This window comes from Afipia sp. GW822-FHT04G07 (genome assembly GCF_058800765.1).
Map to the genome: position 1 here is coordinate 2,703,109 of NZ_JBXAMP010000001.1, position 17,306 is coordinate 2,720,414.

General features: G+C 62.0%; 17 protein-coding genes and 1 tRNA gene. 13 read left to right on the top strand and 5 right to left on the bottom strand.

From position 1 onward, the window contains the following. Window positions 1-37: 37 nt before the first annotated feature. The 3 genes from AC1RKJ_RS13195 to AC1RKJ_RS13205 all read right to left on the bottom strand — a co-directional run bounded on the left by AC1RKJ_RS13195 (window position 38) and on the right by AC1RKJ_RS13205 (window position 1,623). The gene (locus AC1RKJ_RS13195) at window positions 38-1,093 is read right to left on the bottom strand and encodes an alpha/beta hydrolase (protein ID WP_492791404.1); all 1,056 of its coding nucleotides are present in this window, start codon (window positions 1,091-1,093) and stop codon (window positions 38-40) included. A gap of 261 nt (window positions 1,094-1,354) precedes the next feature. Beyond that, window positions 1,355-1,429: transfer RNA gene (locus AC1RKJ_RS13200), tRNA-Gly, on the bottom strand. Beyond that, complete coding sequence (locus AC1RKJ_RS13205) at window positions 1,420-1,623, bottom strand: hypothetical protein (protein WP_492791405.1); 204 nt, start codon at window positions 1,621-1,623, stop codon at window positions 1,420-1,422. The genes AC1RKJ_RS13200 and AC1RKJ_RS13205 overlap by 10 nt, the downstream gene beginning before the upstream one ends. A gap of 66 nt (window positions 1,624-1,689) precedes the next feature. Here AC1RKJ_RS13205 and trxA point away from each other — a divergent pair, with 66 nt between their 5' ends. From trxA to AC1RKJ_RS13225, 4 genes are all read left to right on the top strand, one after another. Then, window positions 1,690-2,610, top strand: coding sequence for a thioredoxin (trxA, locus tag AC1RKJ_RS13210; RefSeq protein ID WP_492791406.1), 921 nt, complete (start codon window positions 1,690-1,692; stop codon window positions 2,608-2,610). A 54-nt stretch (window positions 2,611-2,664) separates the two neighbouring features. Continuing rightward, window positions 2,665-3,339 (top strand): LON peptidase substrate-binding domain-containing protein, encoded by a 675-nt coding sequence (locus AC1RKJ_RS13215; protein ID WP_492791407.1) that lies wholly within the window; start codon window positions 2,665-2,667, stop codon window positions 3,337-3,339. Between the two features lie 72 nt (window positions 3,340-3,411). Then, on the top strand, window positions 3,412-3,609 hold the full coding sequence (locus tag AC1RKJ_RS13220; RefSeq protein WP_492791408.1) for a Trm112 family protein: 198 nt from the start codon (window positions 3,412-3,414) through the stop codon (window positions 3,607-3,609). 18 nt (window positions 3,610-3,627) lie between these two features. Next, window positions 3,628-4,020 carry a nuclear transport factor 2 family protein gene (locus tag AC1RKJ_RS13225; protein WP_492791409.1) on the top strand — a complete coding sequence of 131 codons (393 nt, stop codon included), beginning with the start codon at window positions 3,628-3,630 and terminating at the stop codon, window positions 4,018-4,020. Between the two features lie 10 nt (window positions 4,021-4,030). Here the strand turns inward: AC1RKJ_RS13225 and AC1RKJ_RS13230 are convergent, their stop codons facing one another. Further along, on the bottom strand, window positions 4,031-5,251 hold the full coding sequence (locus tag AC1RKJ_RS13230; RefSeq protein ID WP_492791410.1) for a ubiquinone biosynthesis hydroxylase: 1,221 nt from the start codon (window positions 5,249-5,251) through the stop codon (window positions 4,031-4,033). Between the two features lie 209 nt (window positions 5,252-5,460). On the opposite strand from AC1RKJ_RS13230, the gene tesB reads away from it, so the two are divergent. Then, on the top strand, window positions 5,461-6,336 hold the full coding sequence (gene tesB / locus AC1RKJ_RS13235; protein ID WP_492791411.1) for an acyl-CoA thioesterase II: 876 nt from the start codon (window positions 5,461-5,463) through the stop codon (window positions 6,334-6,336). A 22-nt stretch (window positions 6,337-6,358) separates the two neighbouring features. Here the strand turns inward: tesB and AC1RKJ_RS13240 are convergent, their stop codons facing one another. Next, window positions 6,359-7,282: a DUF4339 domain-containing protein gene (locus tag AC1RKJ_RS13240; RefSeq protein WP_492791412.1), complete on the bottom strand. Its 924-nt coding sequence runs from the start codon at window positions 7,280-7,282 to the stop codon at window positions 6,359-6,361. A 272-nt stretch (window positions 7,283-7,554) separates the two neighbouring features. Between AC1RKJ_RS13240 and AC1RKJ_RS13245 the strand changes: the two genes are divergently transcribed. The 8 genes from AC1RKJ_RS13245 (at window position 7,555) to AC1RKJ_RS13280 (ending at window position 17,306) form a co-directional block, all read left to right on the top strand. Further along, window positions 7,555-7,893 carry a P-II family nitrogen regulator gene (locus AC1RKJ_RS13245; RefSeq protein ID WP_492791413.1) on the top strand — a complete coding sequence of 113 codons (339 nt, stop codon included), beginning with the start codon at window positions 7,555-7,557 and terminating at the stop codon, window positions 7,891-7,893. Between the two features lie 83 nt (window positions 7,894-7,976). Then, window positions 7,977-9,296 (top strand): ammonium transporter, encoded by a 1,320-nt coding sequence (locus AC1RKJ_RS13250; RefSeq protein WP_492791414.1) that lies wholly within the window; start codon window positions 7,977-7,979, stop codon window positions 9,294-9,296. Between the two features lie 333 nt (window positions 9,297-9,629). Then, window positions 9,630-9,968 (top strand): P-II family nitrogen regulator, encoded by a 339-nt coding sequence (locus AC1RKJ_RS13255; RefSeq protein WP_492791415.1) that lies wholly within the window; start codon window positions 9,630-9,632, stop codon window positions 9,966-9,968. Between the two features lie 37 nt (window positions 9,969-10,005). After that, entirely contained in the window at window positions 10,006-11,448 is a 1,443-nt protein-coding gene (locus tag AC1RKJ_RS13260) for an ammonium transporter (protein ID WP_492791416.1), read from the top strand. Between the two features lie 326 nt (window positions 11,449-11,774). Continuing rightward, window positions 11,775-13,016 carry an aminotransferase class I/II-fold pyridoxal phosphate-dependent enzyme gene (locus AC1RKJ_RS13265; RefSeq protein WP_492791417.1) on the top strand — a complete coding sequence of 414 codons (1,242 nt, stop codon included), beginning with the start codon at window positions 11,775-11,777 and terminating at the stop codon, window positions 13,014-13,016. A 6-nt stretch (window positions 13,017-13,022) separates the two neighbouring features. Further along, on the top strand, window positions 13,023-15,473 hold the full coding sequence (locus AC1RKJ_RS13270) for a DNA translocase FtsK (RefSeq protein ID WP_492791418.1): 2,451 nt from the start codon (window positions 13,023-13,025) through the stop codon (window positions 15,471-15,473). Window positions 15,474-15,654: 181 nt separating this feature from the next. Continuing rightward, window positions 15,655-16,416: an outer membrane lipoprotein carrier protein LolA gene (locus AC1RKJ_RS13275; protein ID WP_492792734.1), complete on the top strand. Its 762-nt coding sequence runs from the start codon at window positions 15,655-15,657 to the stop codon at window positions 16,414-16,416. A 74-nt stretch (window positions 16,417-16,490) separates the two neighbouring features. Next, window positions 16,491-17,306 (top strand): exodeoxyribonuclease III, encoded by an 816-nt coding sequence (locus AC1RKJ_RS13280; protein ID WP_492791419.1) that lies wholly within the window; start codon window positions 16,491-16,493, stop codon window positions 17,304-17,306.

The following is a 17,306-nucleotide window of genomic DNA, read 5'->3' on the forward strand; positions in this document are numbered from 1 at the left end:
CCGGGTCAAGCCCGGCCTTTTCGTCGTGCGTCAAAGACTACTTCAACGCCAGCGGCTTTTCCTCGTCGAGGAAGCCCATCAGTTCGCGGAAGAACTGCATGCGGTTCTTCTCCATCATCACCGTGTGCGTTCCTTCGCTGATCTCGATGAACCGCCAGTACGGCGCATTTTTCAATTGCTTGACGTAGTTGTGCGCGAGATAGCTCGGCAGGTCGGCATCCCATTCGGCATGCAGGATAACCGTCGGCACCGTGATCTTGCCGGGATCGAACAGCGCCTTGCCAGCACCCCAGTATAACTGGGTGTCCTCCACAACGCCGTTCGGCGCGCGCAGCATGCCAGGATTCTTCGTCGCCGAATCCGGATCGGTGGCCCAGGTCGCATTGGCCCATGCATCGAACACGCCGGGCGGAATGAGATCGGCTTTCTTGTTTTCCGGCACATCCTTCAGCCAGCGCTCCTTCGCAGAATCCTTCGAGACAAGGCGATACGCGCCAAGTTTCGGCCACGTCGCCGGTGGCGGCTCGGTGCGAATCCATTGCGGCGCATAAAGCACAAGGCGATTGACCTTGGCGTTGTTCTCGCTGGTGTAGAGGCCCACCGTCGACGTGCCCCACGACCAGCCCATTACATTGATCTTGGACACGCCGCGCTTCTTGAGGATGTAATCCACCGCGGTGCCGAAATCTTTCGCGGCCACCTTGGTCTGGACGATCGGCTTGTTGTCGCCGGGCGGCTGGCTCATTTCCGGCGGACGGCTCGAGCGGCCATAACCGCGCACATCCACCAGATAAACGTCGTAACCACGCGCCGCGATCAGATCCATCATCGACTTGCCTTCGATCGGCAGATCGAACGCCGTCTCGGACGGATAGGTCGCGCCGTGGACATAAAGCAGGATCTTGTCGGCGGCGAACTTGCTCTGGCCGGCCGGATGCTTGTTGCGCACGAACAACTGGATGCCGGCATCGCCGGACGGAATCATCGTGTCGGTCGTCGTCAGTTTGACGTCTTTTGCCTGCGCGCTCACACCGCTGAAAATCGCACCGGCCGCGAGACAGGTCAAAGCGATCCAAGAAAATCCGCTGGCCATCGAGGTCCTCCCAATAATCTGTTTGTACGTTTGTTTTTGCTTCTCGGGCCGGGTCGTCCGCCCGGCCTGAATCGATGCTAGGCAGATTCCGTCGCGGAGGGGAGGGCTCGCTGCGCGAGGCAGACATTCGGATAGCCCGCGTTGGGTGGCCGCGAGACGGAATGACCGGCTAAAACGACAAAGCCGCCTTGCGGCGGCCTGTCATTCGATATGAACGACCCGGAAGGTCGTACATGGCCAAGATTCTCAATCGAGAATTTCTGGAGCGGGCGAAGGGATTCGAACCCTCGACCCCGACCTTGGCAAGGTCGTGCTCTACCCCTGAGCTACACCCGCATCACAGAGAATTGGCGGGGCGCAAGCGCGCCGCCGGGCAAACCTATGCCAAAAGCGGCCATGCAATGCAACAGGGCTAAACCTGCAATCTTGGGCCTGTCCGGGGCCCAGTTCCCGCAAATCGCGCCCAAAGCGATGTTTTCAAAGGTCTTTGCGGCATCCTGGCAATTGAAAATCGATGGGCGGACCGCCATTTATAGTTCCGGCCATGCTAGAAGGGCCTCTCTCATAACAAGATTAGCACGGCAGGCGAGGATCACGTGACAATAGTCGAGCAAGGCGGCGGAGGCGCGGCGATGGCGCCGCCCGATCTCATCAAGGACACCACGACCCAGACGTTCGTGAAGGACGTCATCGAGGAGTCGAAGCGCCAACCGGTGCTGATCGACTTCTGGGCGCCGTGGTGCGGTCCCTGCAAGCAGCTCACGCCGATCATCGAAAAGGCGGTCCGCGCCGCGAACGGCAAGGTCAAGCTCGTCAAGATGAACATCGACGAGCATCCGGCCATTCCGGGGCAAATGGGCATTCAGTCGATTCCAGCGGTCATCGCCTTCGTCAACGGCCAGCCCGCCGACGGCTTCATGGGCGCGGTGCCGGAGAGCCAGGTCACGGCCTTCATCGACAAGCTCACGCAGGGAATGCCGTCGCCGGAAGGCGACGTCACCGAAATCCTCAACGAGGCCGAGGCCGCCATGGCGGCGGGCGATCCCGCCACGGCCGCATCGATCTATGCCGAAGTGCTGTCCATCGACGCCACCAATCTCGCGGCGCTGGCCGGGCTCGCACGCTGCTACGTCACGTCGGGTGCGCTGGAGCAGGCCAAGCAGACGCTGGCCATGGTGCCTGAGTCCAAGCGCAGCGATGCTGGCATCGCCGCGGTGCAGACCATGCTCGATCTCGCCGAACAGGCCAAAACCCTTGGTCCGGTCGCCGAGCTTGAACAGAAGGTCGCGGCCGATCCGCTCGACCATCAGGCGCGTTTCGATCTCGCCGTCGCACTCAACGCCGGCGGCAAGCGCGCCGAGGCTGCCACGCACCTGATGGACATCGTCAAGCGCGACCGTAAATGGGACGAGGACGGCGCGCGCAAGAAGCTGGTGCAGTTCTTCGAGGCATGGGGGCCGAATGACGACGCCACCGTCGAGGGCCGCAAGCGCCTGTCGACGATTCTTTTCTCTTAAGGCCTGTCTCCTGAGGCTCGCGGAGCTTAGTTGCGCTTGAAGTGAGGGACGCGGATGCCGATCAACGCTGAATACAATGGGCCCGCCGATCTGCCGAAAATCATTCCGGTGTTTCCGCTGCCCGGTGCGTTGTTATTGCCGCGCGGCCAGATGCCGCTCAATATCTTCGAGCCGCGTTATCTTCAGATGGTGGATGACGCGCTCCGCGACGGCCACCGGCTGATCGGAATGATCCAGCCGGACGCGACCCACTCCCACAGCAACGAGCGGCCGGCCCTGTTCAAGATCGGTTGCGTCGGCCGCATCACCCAGCTCGCGGAATCCGGCGACAGCCGCTACATTCTGGAATTGACCGGCGTGGCGCGGTTCAAGGTGGTGGAGGAGCAGACGGTTCTGACGCCCTACCGCCAGTGCCGCGTCGATTACTCAGCTTTCATCGACGACTTCACCGCGCGCAAGGGCGAGGATGATGTCGACCGCCCCGCACTGCTCAAGGCGCTCACGCAGTTCCTGAAAGCCAACCAACTCAAGGTCGACTGGGACGGCATCGAGAGCGCGCCCAACGAGGCGCTCGTCAATGCGCTGGCGATGATGTCGCCTTATGGTCCTGCGGAAAAGCAGGCGCTGCTGGAAGCGCCGAACCTCAAGACCCGCGCCGAAATCCTGATCGCTATCACCGAAATGGATCTCGCCAAGAAGAAAACCAGCGGCGATCCGCCGCTGCAATAGCCGGATGCTCGGTTTTTGGCCTGCAACATGCTATGTAACCCGCGATGAATTGACGACCGGAGTTGATCTGACATGACCATCGCGAATGACCGGCCCGAAAGCGGCGTCGATCCGAAACTTCTGGAAATTCTGGTCTGCCCGCAGACCAAGGGTCCGCTGGAGTTCGATAGCGCGCGGCAGGAACTGATCTCGCGCTCGGCCAAGCTCGCCTATCCGATCCGCGACGGCATTCCGATCATGCTGCCGGAAGAAGCCCGGCGGATCGACTGAGGATCAGACACCCAGGCCATGACCGCTCTCGACCGCTGGTACGGCTATATCAAGACCCACGACAATCAGGCGCTGTGGGATATGCTGCATCCCGACGCCGTCTTTGAAAGTCCTGTTGTTCATACGCCGCAGCGCGGCCGCGAGATCACGTTCAAATATCTCTCCAGCGCGGGGAGCGTCCTCGGCGGCCCCGGTTTCAAATATCTGGGCGAGTGGCGCAGCGACAACGGCGCGGTGCTGGAGTTCGAGAACGTGATCGAAGGCATCACCATCAACGGCGTGGATATCATTACGTTCAGCAATGATGGAAACCTCATCACGCATTTCAAGGTGATGGTCCGCCCGCTCAAGGCCATGAACCTGCTGCACCGCCTGATGGGCGAGCAGTTGATGAAGCAGGCCGCCGGATAATTTTCGCGGACTACAGCGCCTCGCCCTTGAGCAGACGCGGCACCTCACCGGACAATCCCGCCGCCTGACGGATGAACGCGCTTTTCAGCGGCGGCACGCGATCGACCAGACCGAGCCCGATGTCGCGCACCGTGCGCAGCAGCGTCGACTTGTTCGAGAACAGCATGTTGAGCGAGTTGGTCGCAACGCCCATCGCCACCGTGTCGAAGCGCCGCCAGCGCTGATAGCGCTCCAGCACATCGGCCTGCCCCGGATCGATCCCGAGACGTGCGGCATCGACGATGACTTCCGCGAGCGCTGCCGCATCCTTCAGACCCATGTTGAGTCCCTGTCCGGCGATGGGATGAATCACATGGGCAGCGTCGCCGACCAGCACGAGACGCTCCGCTATGAACGAGCGCGCGACGAAATAGCCAAGCGGAAACGCGCGCGGCTTGTCGAGCGCCTTGATGTCCCCAAGGTGAAGTCCAAAACGTTTTTCCAGTTCGGTTTGAAATTCGGCGTCAGGCAGCGCGACGATGCGCGCGGCTTCGGACCGGCTTTCGGTCCAGACCAGAGACGAGCGATTGCCTCTCAGCGGCAGGATCGCGAAGGGTCCTGCCGGCAGGAAATGTTCTTCGGCGCGCCCTTGATGATCGCGCTCATGGCCGACGGTGACGACAATGCCCGATTGATCGTAGTCCCAACCGTGGGTCGCGATGCCGGCGCGTTCGCGCAGCTTCGATTTCGCGCCGTCGGCGGCAATCAGCAGGCTGGCATCGATCTCGCGGCCGTCGCTCAGCGTGACGCGCGTGCCGTCCGGGTTCGAGTCATAGCTCGACACCGCGAGCGCATTCAGTTCAACGCCCTCGGATTCAGCGCGCGTTACCAGCGCATCGATCAGCAGGCGGTTTTCAACCATGTGCGCGAACGGCTCGCCGGGTTCGACCTCACCCGCGAATGTCAGAAACACGGGGCGCGTCACATCCTCGAGCCGCGAGTCGGTCACCACCATGTCGAGAATGGGTTGCGCGGTGCCGGCGACGGCGTCCCACACGCCGACCGCCTCGAACAGCCTGCGGCACGCGGCGACAATGGCGGACGCGCGCGGATCACGGCTCGGACGCATGGCGAACGCCGGATCGGCGACGACAATCGGAATGTCAGGACCGAGGCCCTGCCGCAGCGCCAGCGCCAGCCCAAGACCGGCGAACGCGCCTCCCCCGATCACGATGCTTCGTTGTTTTGACATGCGAAACCTGGCTGATGACGACACTTGCGTTCCGACTATATAGCCGGGCAAAACAGGTTATCAAAAGGCGGAATCGGCGATTTCGTCATTGCGGGGAGCAAGCGCGACGGGACAATCCAGCTATTTGAGGCACGATTGTTTCTGGATTGCTTCGCTTCGCTCGCAATGACGGCTAAGCTGCCCGCGCCTGCCAACTTCACGAGATATGAATGTCGAAAAGCCTGATTGATCTGCTCTCGATCCTCGATATCGAACAGCTCGAAGTAAACATGTTTCGCGGCACCAGCCCGAAAACCCGCTGGCAGCGCGTATTCGGCGGGCAAGTGATCGGCCAGGCGATGGTGGCCGCGTGCCGGACGGTCGAAGGCCGCCTGCCGCATTCACTGCATTGTTATTTCATCCTGCCCGGCGATCCGCAGATTCCGATTGTCTATGAAGTGGAGCGGCTGCGCGACGGCAAGAGCTACTCCACGCGCCGCGTCACCGCGATCCAGCACGGGCACGCAATCTTCTCGATCATGGTGTCGTTCCATGCCCAGGAAGAAGGCGCGTTCAATCATCAGGATAAGATGCCGGACGTGCCGCCGCCGGAGAAGCTGACGGCAGAAGAAGTGTCGAAGCAGCCGATCTTCAAGGAGATGCCGGAATTCATCCGGCGTTACTATGAGTCCGACCGGCCGATTGAATTGCGTCCGGTCGAGCTTGGCCGCTACTTCGGCCAGAAGATCGACGATGGCCGCATCCATGTCTGGATTCGCACCGTCGCCAAACTGCCGGAAGATCCGGCGCTGCATCTGTGCGCGCTCGCCTACGCATCCGACTTCTCGCTGCTGGATGCGGCGATGGCGCGTTACGGCCGTACATTGTTCGACAATCGCATGATGCCGGCCAGTCTCGACCACGCGATGTGGTTTCATCGCCCGTTCCGCGCCGACGAATGGCTGCTCTACGCGCAGGATTCACCAAGCGCGCAGGATGGCCGCGGGCTGACGCGCGGTCTGATCTTCAAGCAGGACGGCACGCTGGTCGCCTCGGTCGCGCAGGAAGGCTCGCTGCGCGAGCGCAAACCGAAGCCGGAGGGCTGACGTTGCTCGGTAGCGCGCGTTATCAGACGCGTGCTGCTTCGATCACGTGATCGGATAACGCGCCGCGCGGCACCACCGCGAGTTGCGAGGCGAACCACTGCCAATACCAGCGTACGACCCACGGAATTGGAATGACGAAGGCACAACCGATGACGGTTACGATTCCGCGCCAGAGAATTTCCAGTCCGGTGCCGTTAAAAATCACGGCGCGGCGCGTGCCCTGGATGTTCTGGCAGAACCATCGCGTCCCCGCCGAATAGACCCATGCCCATCCGATGATGGTGAAGACCGAAAGAATAGCCAGCAAATTCCAGCCGAGAAAAGCCCAGACCGTGCCGGAGAAACTCAAACCAAGCGGCCGTCCGTTGGAAGCGAGACTCGCAACCAGCCACTTCGTGAAAAGCCAGTAAAGCGCCAGCTGAACGACGATCATTAGATTGCTGAGCAACTGGCTGCCGAAAAGTGAGACGACAATAGCAAGCACGAGGGACCCGAAATACCACGGAACGACCGTCATCACCGTTCCCTCGAAGCTGAGGTTCGGCCGTCCGGGCACCCGCACGCACGGCACGAGCCACTTGAGATACCAGACCAGAAGCCACGGCACGGGAATGATGAAGATCGAGCCGATGACAAATACGAGGCTCCGCCACACGAATTCCAAGAGCGGAAAATCGACCGAGAACGATCCGCTGGATTGATCTGCGCCAGACGAACCACCATTGGCGCGCGCGGGCGCGCCGGGCTGCGGCACGGCAGGCGGCGCGCGGCCGGATGACAGCAGTCCTGGAATGTCGCCAGCATATTGCCAGCCCGGCATTCCGTCGGCCCACACATAAGTGTCCGGCCGGACGGCTCCGCGCGCGATCAGGTCGCGAAACTCACCTTCGGAATAGGGGCCTTCCTGCTTATCCCCGACGGCAACAAACCAAGATCGGCCCGACATGGCATTTCCTTTATATTTTCCGGAAAAAAGCATTTCCGGAAAGAAGAAAGCGCCGGACCCGCCGCGGGACATCCTGCGGCATCGACAAAAATGCGATTGGTCTCAGCCCCCAAGACGGCGAATGCTACAAACGGACCGCGCTTTGCCGCAACGGTTTTCGACGAAACCTGCATATTTTTCTGCACCTTTGCCCAAAAGAGTGGCGAATAAGCGCACGTCCGCGTAAAGACGAATGAGACTGTCGCATTTGATTTAAGGGGCGAAGCGCGATCATGAAGCTCATCACCGCAATCATCAAACCCTTCAAGCTTGAAGAGGTTCGCCAGGCCCTCACCTCGATCGGGGTGCATGGCATGACGGTCACCGAGGTGAAGGGCTTTGGCCGCCAGAAGGGTCACACCGAGATCTATCGGGGCGCGGAATACATCGTGAATTTCCTGCCCAAGCTGCGCATCGAAATCGCGGTCGGATCGGATCTCGCCGACAAGGCCGTGCAGGTCATCACCGCCGGCGCGCGGACCGGCCAGATCGGCGACGGCAAGGTGTTCGTCACGCCGATCGAAAATGCCGTCCGCATCCGCACCGGCGAAACCGACAACGACGCGCTTTAAAATTTAGAATTTTCGACAGCATCACCAAGCGACCGCACGGCGCATCCAAGACGCTGCAAGGTCATCCGAGCCGGGGGGTTACCATGCTGAGATTGCCGCGGGCCGCCGCATCCACTGCGACGGCATTTTTCGTGACATGCGTTTCGTTCACAGCATTCGCATTCATAACGCCCGCTTTCGCGGAGACTGCAAAGATCGACGCCGCCGACACGGCATGGATGATCACAGCGACCGCGCTCGTGCTGATGATGACTATCCCCGGCCTCGCGCTCTTCTACGCCGGCATGGTGCGCAAGAAAAATGTACTGGCGACAATGGCGCAGAGCCTGATCGCGGTGGCGCTGATTTCGATTCTCTGGGTGGTCTACGGCTACAGCCTGGTCTTTGTCGGCGACGGCGCATGGATCGGCACGCTCGAGCGCTTCATGATTTCCGGCATGACCATGGATGGCGTCAATCCCGCAGCGAAGACGATTCCGGAAGCGCTGTTCGTGATCTACCAGATGACCTTCGCGGTCATTACCGTGGCGCTGGTGGCGGGATCGGTCGCGGACCGGATGCGGTTTTCGTCTTACGTGCTGTTCTGCATCGGATGGTTCACGCTGGTCTACGTGCCGCTCGCGCACTGGGTGTGGGGCGGCGGTTTCCTCGCGCAGGCGGGCGTGCTCGATTTCGCCGGCGGCCTTGTGGTGCATCTCAGCGCCGGCACCGCCGGCCTCGTCGCAGCAGTCGTGATGGGGCGGCGGCGCGGTTACGGCACCGAGAACCTGTCGCCTTACGATCTCTCGCTCGCGGTGATCGGCACCGGCCTGTTGTGGGTCGGTTGGTTCGGTTTCAACGGCGGCTCGGCGCTGCAAGCCAATTCACGCGCCGTGATGGCGATCCTCGCGACGCATCTGGCGGCGTGCGCGGGCGCGCTGACATGGTGCGTGATCGAATGGATCACGCGGCGGAAGCCCTCGGTGCTCGGCATGATTTCAGGCGCCGTCGCCGGTCTCGGCACCATTACCCCCGCGTCGGGCTTCGTGGAGCCGTGGCATGGCATTGTGATCGGTGTCGTCGCGGGCGCTGTCTGCTTCTGGGCCTGCACCAGCCTCAAGCATCGTTTCAATTACGACGACACGCTCGACGTGTTCGGCATTCACGGCATCGGCGGACTGCTGGGCACCTTGATGACCGGCGTGTTCGCCACCGCCGCCATCGGCGGAACCGCCGGGCTGATCGAAGGCAATTCCCGGCTGCTGCTGACCCAGGCCTACGGCGTTGCCGCCGTCTTCGTCTGGACCGGCGGCATGACCTTCATTCTCCTGAAGATCGTCGACATGCTGGCCGGCCTGCGGGTGTCGCACGAGCACGAGGTCGAGGGCCTCGACATCACCCAGCATGGTGAGGCGTTGCAATAAAGCGCCACAATTGGAGGCTGTACGGGCCCGGTTTGACCGGGCGCGGATACCTTTTGCTTGTCCGGTGGGCACGAATGTGTCGGCAGCCTGACGTGCCTATGTTTTTAGCATTGCTGTCGATCTTTTAGGCTCGGCAAAACCGCCCAATCTTGCATCACGCCCATTCACGCCGAAAACCCTCGGATTCATAAACCGTTAGGGAATTCGGCGGTTCTGGCACGGCATTTGATTCTAAGGGATCCGGCTGTGCCCGTGGAGTGATCTTTCTTCGCGCGGTGACCCTCAGTCGAGATTGCCCGGTCTGTTCGACCGGGCCCAAGCGGGGAAAAATCCATGAAAATTGTTATGGCCATCATCAAGCCATTCAAGCTGGAAGAGGTCCGCGATGCCCTGACCGCCATCGGCGTTCACGGCCTCACGGTGACGGAAGTCAAGGGATATGGCCGCCAGAAGGGCCATACGGAAATCTATCGCGGCGCTGAATACGCCGTGAGTTTCCTGCCCAAGATCAAGATCGAGGTCGCTGTCGCCTCGGCCCAAGTCGACAAGACCATCGAAGCGATCACCGGTGCTGCAAAGACCGGCCAGATCGGCGACGGCAAGATCTTCGTCATCAACCTCGACCATGCGGTGCGCATCCGCACGGGTGAGGCCGATGCCGCGGCGCTTTGATTTCGCGCAATCTCATCTTCATTCAGGAGTATAACAAATGACGTTCAAGCGTCCCACCAGCGCGGGATTGGCAGCCCTCGCAGTCGGCATGTTCGCCACGACGGCCGCCTACGCAGCGCCTACGATCAACAAGGGCGACAACGCCTGGGTCATGACATCGGCAATTCTCGTGCTGCTGATGACCATTCCCGGCCTTGCGTTGTTTTACGGCGGACTGGTCCGCTCCAAGAACATGCTCTCGGTGCTGGCTCAGGTTTTCTACACGGTCTGCATCGTCACCATCATCTGGGCGGTCTACGGCTACAGCCTCGCCTTCACCGGCGGTTCGGATTTCATCGGAGGCTTCTCCAAAGCCTTCATGTCCGGCATCACCACCGACTCCGCGGCAGCAACCTTCAGCGCTGACGTCAACATCGCCGAGCTGGCTTACTTCTGCTTCCAGCTCACCTTCGCGGCGATCACTCCGGCCCTCATCGTTGGCGCATTCGCCGAACGCACGAAGTTCGCTGCGATCGCACTGTTCGTTCCTCTCTGGGTGACGCTCATCTACTTCCCGATGGCGCACATGGTTTGGTACTGGGCCGGACCGGATGCGATCACCGATGCGGCAAAGGCTCTGGCGGCTGCGGCTGACGGCGCTGCAAAGGCTGCGGCACAGACGAAACTCGACGAAGTGATGGCCGACGGCGGCTTCATCTTCAAGAAAGGCGCGCTGGACTTCGCAGGCGGCACCGTGGTGCACATCAACGCCGGCGTGGCGGGCCTTGTCGGCGCGCTCATCATCGGCAAGCGCACCGGCTACGGTAAGGAGCTGATGGCTCCGCATTCGCTGACCATGACCATGATCGGCGCAGCCCTTCTCTGGGTGGGCTGGTTCGGCTTCAACGCCGGATCGAACCTCGAAGCCAACGGCGGCGCTGCGCTGGCCATGGTGAACACCTTCGTTGCCACCGCTGCGGCGGCGCTGTCGTGGATGTTCGCGGAATGGATCATCAAGGGCCATCCCTCGCTGCTCGGCGCGTTGTCGGGCGCGGTTGCCGGTCTCGTCGCGGTGACACCTGCGGCCGGTTTCTCCGGTCCGATGGGAGCCATCGTGCTCGGCCTCGTTGTCGGCGTCGTCTGCCTGTTCTTCTGCACCGTGGTGAAGAATGCGCTCGGCTATGACGACTCGCTCGACGTGTTCGGCATCCACGGCATCGGCGGCATCGTCGGCGCTCTCGGCACCGGCATCCTTGTCAACCCGGCCCTCGGCGGCGCGGGCGTCATGGACTACACCACCGGCAAGATCGGCGAATACGACTTCGCCGCGCAGATGATCTCGCAGTGCTGGGGCGTCGGCACCACGCTGCTGCTCTCCGGCATCGGATCGGCGATCTTGTTCAAGGTCGTCGATGTGATCGTCGGGCTGCGTGCCAGCGTCGACCAGGAGCGTGAGGGTCTGGACGTCACCGACCACACCGAGCGCGCCTACAACATGTAGGGAGCATGATCCGGAAAAGTGGATACCGGTTTTCCGAAAAGATCATGCTCAATCTAAATAAGGACAACGGTCAGGGCACAAACCCGGCAATGCCCTTTCCGTCGGAGGGCCCCAGCGCAAGCTGGGGCCCTTACTTTTTGGGTCTTCCCGATCCGGCCATCTCCTTCTAAAGACGCGGCGAAATCCAAGATCAAACCCACGGCCGCCGGGCGATGGTTAATCGCGTCTTAACCTCGCCGTACCTATGGTGATGTGATCCAATCCTGCGCGATCCTCCGGGCGTTTTCCGGACGAGATCGAAGGACCAAAAGTGCTGGCGCTCTGACATGGCCATGACCGCTTCTTCCCGCACGGCTTCCCCTGCCGGCGCCCAAGAGGGTGCTCAGGCCGGCGAGCGGTCTCCCTTTGCCCGGCTGACCGAACTGCTGAGCCCGCACAAGCCGGGTAAACCATTGATAAATATGTCACTTGGGGAGCCTCAGCACCCCGTGCCGGGCTTCGTCGGGCCGGTGCTGGCCAAGCATATCAACGAATTCGGCCGCTACCCCATCGCCAAGGGCATCGAACCGTTCCGGCAGGCGGCCGCGGCCTGGGTGACCAAGCGATTCGGCCTCGCCCGCGCCGTCGATCCCGAGAGCGAAATCCTGGTGCTCAACGGCAGCCGCGAGGGTCTGTTTTTCGCGGCCATCGCGGCGGCGCGTTACGTCAGTCCGCGCAAGGGCACGCCCGCGATCCTGATGCCCAATCCGTTTTATCCGGCCTACGCCGCCGGTGCGCGCGCCGCCGGATGCGAGGCGGTGTTTCTTCCGACCACGCGCGAGAATGGATTTCTGCCTGATCTCGACAAGCTCACCACCGAAACGCTGGAGCGCACCGTCGCGTTCTATCTCGCCTCGCCTGCGAATCCGCAAGGCTCGGTCCCGACGCGCGGCTACTTCGATCGCGTCAAGCAACTCGCCGACCGCTACGGCTTCATCGTGCTCAGCGACGAATGCTATTCCGAAATCTACACGCAGGACGCGCCAGGCAGCATGCTGGCCGCGGCCGGCGCGGATTTCAAAAACGTTGTCGCGTTCCAGTCGCTTTCCAAGCGCTCGAACCTGCCGGGGATGCGCGTCGGCTTCGTCGCAGGCGACAAAAATTTTCTCTCGCGCTTTCATGAACTGCGCAATGTCGCCGCACCTCAGGTGCCGGTGCCGCTGCAGCATGTCGCCATCGCTGCCTACAGCGACGAAAGTCATGTCGATGAGAACCGCAGGCTTTACCGGATCAAGTTCGATCTGGCGGATCAGATCCTCGGCAACCGTTTCGGTTACCGGCGTCCCGCAGGCGGTTTTTGCATCTGGCTCGACGTCTCCGCCCATGGCGGCGACGAGGAAGCGACTGTGAAACTTTTCCGGGACGGCGGCGTGCGTGTGGTGCCGGGAAGTTATCTGGCACGGCCGCAGGCCGATGGCAGCAATCCTGGCGGCGGATATATCCGCGTCGCCATGGTGCAGGACAGTGAAACGACGGCTGAGGCGCTGCATCGAATGGTCGAAGTCTTGAACGAAACGCGGGGCTCATAGAAAATCATGCCAGCGATCGAACGTGTCATTCCCATTGTCGGCCAGATGTCCGATCCCATCCGCGAGATGCTCGGACGACGTCTGCGCGAACTGACAGGCCTCGGCGTCATCGCGCTGTCGTGCGTCGTGGCCGCGGCCCTCATGACATGGTCGGTGCAGGACCCGAGTCTCAGCCACGCGACATCCGGCTCGATCCGCAATCTCATGGGCCGTCCGGGCGCGATCGGCGCCGACATGCTGATGCAGATTCTCGGGCTCGGCTCGATCATGCTGATCCTGCCCGTCTCGGTCTGGGGCTGGCGGCTTCTGACCCATCGTCATTTCGATCGCGAAGCCTTGCGGGTCGCGTGCTGGATCCTGTGCGCCGTAATCGCCGCGGGTTTTGCGAGCTGCCTGCCGCGCAGCGGCGCTTGGCCGTTGCCGACCGGTCTCGGCGGTGTTGTGGGCGATGCGCTGGTGCGCTTTCCGGCGGTGGTGTTCGGGCCTCCCGGCATCATCTATCGCGGCATTCTGGGCCTGGTTCTGTTCGCCGCGATGGTCGCCAGTTTGATTTTCGCATGTGGCGCAGGCGCGAAGGAAAAGATCGCGGAGCGGACCCGCCCGCCGATGATGGACGACGACGTCGAGGACGAGGATGACCGCGGATTAATCTCGCTCGGATGGATCGTTCACACCGCCATGAGTGCGAAGGTGCGGGTGATGCGCACGCTGTCGGCGGTTTTCGCGATGCTGGTCGGACGCGCGGAATCGAAGCACACCGTGTCCTTCGAGCGGATGGAGCCTAATCTCGGAAACGGCCGCCGCGCACCGTCGCTGGTGCCGCAGGCCGAGGATGATTACGAAGACGAAGAGGACGATGAGGAGGAAGAGGAAGAGCCCGCCGCCCGCGCACCACGCAAGCGCGCCGAGCCGAAGCCTTCCGGCCGCAAGGGCGTATTCGTGCTGCCGCCAGTGTCGGTGCTGGCCGCGCCCAAGGCCTCCGACCGCCTGACGCTGAGCAAGGACGAACTGGAAAACAATTCGCGCGCGCTGGAAGGCGTGTTGCAGGACTTCGGCGTGCGCGGCGAAATCACCAACGCGCATCCCGGCCCCGTGGTCACACTGTACGAACTGGAGCCGGCACCCGGCATCAAGTCATCGCGTGTGATCGGCCTCGCCGACGACATCGCCCGCTCGATGAGCGCGGTGTCGGCCCGCGTCGCCGTCGTGCCCGGGCGCAACGCCATCGGCATCGAACTGCCCAACCCGCATCGCGAGAAGGTCTATTTGCGCGAGCTGCTGGTTGCGAAGGAAGGCAACGAATCCTCCGCCAAGCTGCCGCTGTGCCTCGGCAAGACCATCGGCGGCGTCTCGGTGATCGTCGATCTCGCGCGCATGCCGCATCTTCTCATCGCGGGCACCACCGGCTCCGGCAAATCGGTCGCCATCAACACCATGATCCTGTCGCTGGTCTATCGGCTGCGTCCCGATCAGTGCCGCCTCATCATGGTCGATCCGAAGATGCTCGAACTCTCGGTCTATGACGGCATCCCGCATCTGCTGACGCCGGTCGTGACCGATCCGAAGAAGGCCGTGGTCGCGCTGAAGTGGGCCGTGCGCGAAATGGAGCAGCGCTACAAGAGCATGTCCAAGCTCGGCGTGCGCAACATCGACGGCTACAACGCGCGCGTCGCCGAGGCAAAGGCCAAGGGCGAGGAACTGACGCGCACGGTGCATACCGGCTTCGACAAGGAAACCGGCAAGGCGATCTACGAGGAAGAGAAGCTCGAACTCGAGCCGCTGCCCTACATCGTCATCATCGTGGACGAAATGGCCGACCTGATGATGGTGGCCGGCAAGGACATCGAAGGCGCTGTACAGCGCCTTGCGCAGATGGCGCGCGCCGCAGGCCTGCATGTGATCCTCGCGACGCAGCGTCCATCGGTCGACGTCATCACCGGCACCATCAAGGCGAACTTCCCCACCCGCATCTCCTTCCAGGTGACGTCGAAGATCGACAGCCGCACCATTCTCGGTGAAATGGGCGCCGAGCAGCTGCTCGGTCAGGGCGACATGCTTTACATGGCCGGCGGCGGGCGCATCAGCCGCGTCCACGGTCCCTTCGTCTCGGACGAGGAAGTCGAGAAGATCGTTCGCCATCTCAAGGCGCAGGGCCAGCCGGAATATCTCGAAGCGGTCACGGCCGAAGAAGAAACCGACGAAGAAGGCAACGCGGTGTTCGACGGCACCAGCATGGGCGCCAATGGCGGCGAAGGCGACCTGTTCTCGCAGGCGGTGGCCATCGTCAAACGCGACCGCAAGGCCTCGACCAGCTACATCCAGCGCCGGCTCCAGATCGGTTACAACCGCGCCGCCACCCTGATGGAGCGAATGGAACTGGAAGGCATCGTCGGGCAGCCGAACCATGCCGGCAAACGCGAAATCCTCGTGCCGGAAGACGAGGAACGATTTGGCTGACCAGTCTCTGTTCGCAGCCGCGAAATCGCCATAGCTTGGGGCTAGCCCCGACGGAAAGATCGAACGACATTCCCGACAGGACGGACAGTTGAAAAAACGCCTCGCCAACCCGCCGTTCTGCCTGCCCCGGCAACGCATGGGCACATTTCTCACCGTCATGACGGTGTCGGCGGCGATCACGATGTCGTCAGCCTTTGCCCAAACCTTGGTCCAAAATCAGGCTCTGGCCCAAACCCAGGCCGTGCCGGTGCCGAAGCCGGCCCCGAAAGCCCGTGTCGAGGGTCAGCGTCCGACGCCGCCGCAAGCCGGTCCGAGCGCTGCGGCTCCACCGACGCCAATCATTCCGGATCTGCGCAGCCTGTTCGGCGCCATCGGCGGCTCAACGCCGACCTTTGACGCCAACCAGAAAGCCTGGGCGAGCAAGGTCAGCACCTATCTGTCGTCGTTGCAGAACGTCTCGGGCAACTTCGTGCAGGTCGGACCAGACGGCAAACGCACCACCGGCGATTTCTACATTCAGAAGCCCGGCAAGATCCGCTTCGAGTATGACGATCCGAGCCCAATCGCCCTCGTCGCCGATGGATCATCGGTGATCGTCCGCGACCGCAGGCTGGCGACGCAGGACGTTTATCCGCTGTCGCAGACCCCGCTGCGCTATCTCTTGTCCGACCGCATCGATCTGATGCGCGACACCAACGTTGTCGGCGTCGCGGCCGACGACATGTTCATCAGCGTGACCATCGAAGAGAAGCAGGCGCTGATCGGCACCAGCCGCTTGATGCTGATGATCGGCGCCAAGGACAACCAGCTCAAACAATGGACCGTGACCGATCCGCAAGGATACGACACCACCGTCGCGGTCTATAACCTCGACACCACCAAGAAGCTCGATCCCGGCATGTTCAAGATCGACTACACCAATTATTCCACCCCGAATAATTAGGACATCCCCGTCAGGCTGGAGCGAACCGGAAAAACCGGCTAACGGTTTACCAACGTTCCTCGCAGCCTGTGTTCATGCGCCTCACCCTGACAACCTGGAATATCAATTCGGTGCGCCTGCGCATCGATCTCGTCGCCAAATTCATCAAGGCCGTGCGGCCCGATGTGCTGTGCCTTCAGGAAACGAAATGCGTCGATGACGCCTTTCCGCTGAAGCGCTTCAAGCGGCTCGGGTACGAGCACGTCGCGCTCAACGGCCAGAAGGGCTACCACGGCGTCGCCATCGTCTCGAAAATTCCGTTCGAATCGAGCGATGTGCGGACATTCTGCGGCAAGATCGATTCGCGGCATATCTCGGTGGCGTTCGGCGCGAAAGCGCAGATGACCGAGCCGCTGGTGGTGCATAATTTCTATGTGCCGGCGGGCGGTGATATTCCCGATCCCGTGCTCAATCCGAAGTTCGCGCACAAACTGTCGTTCCTCGACGAGATGCGCGACTGCGCGCCGCTGCATCCGAAAGCCCGCGACCGGCATATTCTGGTCGGCGATCTCAACGTCGCGCCGCACGAGCATGACGTGTGGTCGCACAAGCAGCTTTTGAAGATCGTATCGCACACGCCGGTCGAATGCGAAAAGCTGCTCGGCGTGCAGGCCTGCGGCGAATGGATCGACGTGGCGCGCCAGCGCATCCCGTTGTCTGAAAAAGTCTATACGTGGTGGAGTTATCGCGCCGCGGACTGGGCTGCCGCCAACAAGGGCCGCCGCCTCGATCACATCTGGGTCTCAAAGGCGCTGAGCGACTGCGTTCGCGATTTCAAAATCACCAGCGTCGCGCGCGGCTGGGAGCGGCCATCGGACCATGTGCCAGTGACGGCGGCGCTCGAAATCTGA

Excerpts from the sequence above, each read along its gene's own strand:
- AC1RKJ_RS13195 (WP_492791404.1), bottom strand. The coding sequence starts at position 1,093 with ATGGCCAGCGGATTTTCTTGGATCGCTTTGACCTGTCTCGCGGCCGGT.
- AC1RKJ_RS13205 (WP_492791405.1), bottom strand. The coding sequence starts at position 1,623 with ATGGCGGTCCGCCCATCGATTTTCAATTGCCAGGATGCCGCAAAGACC.
- AC1RKJ_RS13215 (WP_492791407.1), top strand. The coding sequence starts at position 2,665 with ATGCCGATCAACGCTGAATACAATGGGCCCGCCGATCTGCCGAAAATC.
- AC1RKJ_RS13220 (WP_492791408.1), top strand. The coding sequence starts at position 3,412 with ATGACCATCGCGAATGACCGGCCCGAAAGCGGCGTCGATCCGAAACTT.
- AC1RKJ_RS13225 (WP_492791409.1), top strand. The coding sequence starts at position 3,628 with ATGACCGCTCTCGACCGCTGGTACGGCTATATCAAGACCCACGACAAT.
- AC1RKJ_RS13230 (WP_492791410.1), bottom strand. The coding sequence starts at position 5,251 with ATGTCAAAACAACGAAGCATCGTGATCGGGGGAGGCGCGTTCGCCGGT.
- tesB (WP_492791411.1), top strand. The coding sequence starts at position 5,461 with ATGTCGAAAAGCCTGATTGATCTGCTCTCGATCCTCGATATCGAACAG.
- AC1RKJ_RS13240 (WP_492791412.1), bottom strand. The coding sequence starts at position 7,282 with ATGTCGGGCCGATCTTGGTTTGTTGCCGTCGGGGATAAGCAGGAAGGC.
- AC1RKJ_RS13245 (WP_492791413.1), top strand. The coding sequence starts at position 7,555 with ATGAAGCTCATCACCGCAATCATCAAACCCTTCAAGCTTGAAGAGGTT.
- AC1RKJ_RS13250 (WP_492791414.1), top strand. The coding sequence starts at position 7,977 with ATGCTGAGATTGCCGCGGGCCGCCGCATCCACTGCGACGGCATTTTTC.
- AC1RKJ_RS13255 (WP_492791415.1), top strand. The coding sequence starts at position 9,630 with ATGAAAATTGTTATGGCCATCATCAAGCCATTCAAGCTGGAAGAGGTC.
- AC1RKJ_RS13260 (WP_492791416.1), top strand. The coding sequence starts at position 10,006 with ATGACGTTCAAGCGTCCCACCAGCGCGGGATTGGCAGCCCTCGCAGTC.
- AC1RKJ_RS13265 (WP_492791417.1), top strand. The coding sequence starts at position 11,775 with ATGGCCATGACCGCTTCTTCCCGCACGGCTTCCCCTGCCGGCGCCCAA.
- AC1RKJ_RS13270 (WP_492791418.1), top strand. The coding sequence starts at position 13,023 with ATGCCAGCGATCGAACGTGTCATTCCCATTGTCGGCCAGATGTCCGAT.
- AC1RKJ_RS13275 (WP_492792734.1), top strand. The coding sequence starts at position 15,655 with ATGTCGTCAGCCTTTGCCCAAACCTTGGTCCAAAATCAGGCTCTGGCC.
- AC1RKJ_RS13280 (WP_492791419.1), top strand. The coding sequence starts at position 16,491 with ATGCGCCTCACCCTGACAACCTGGAATATCAATTCGGTGCGCCTGCGC.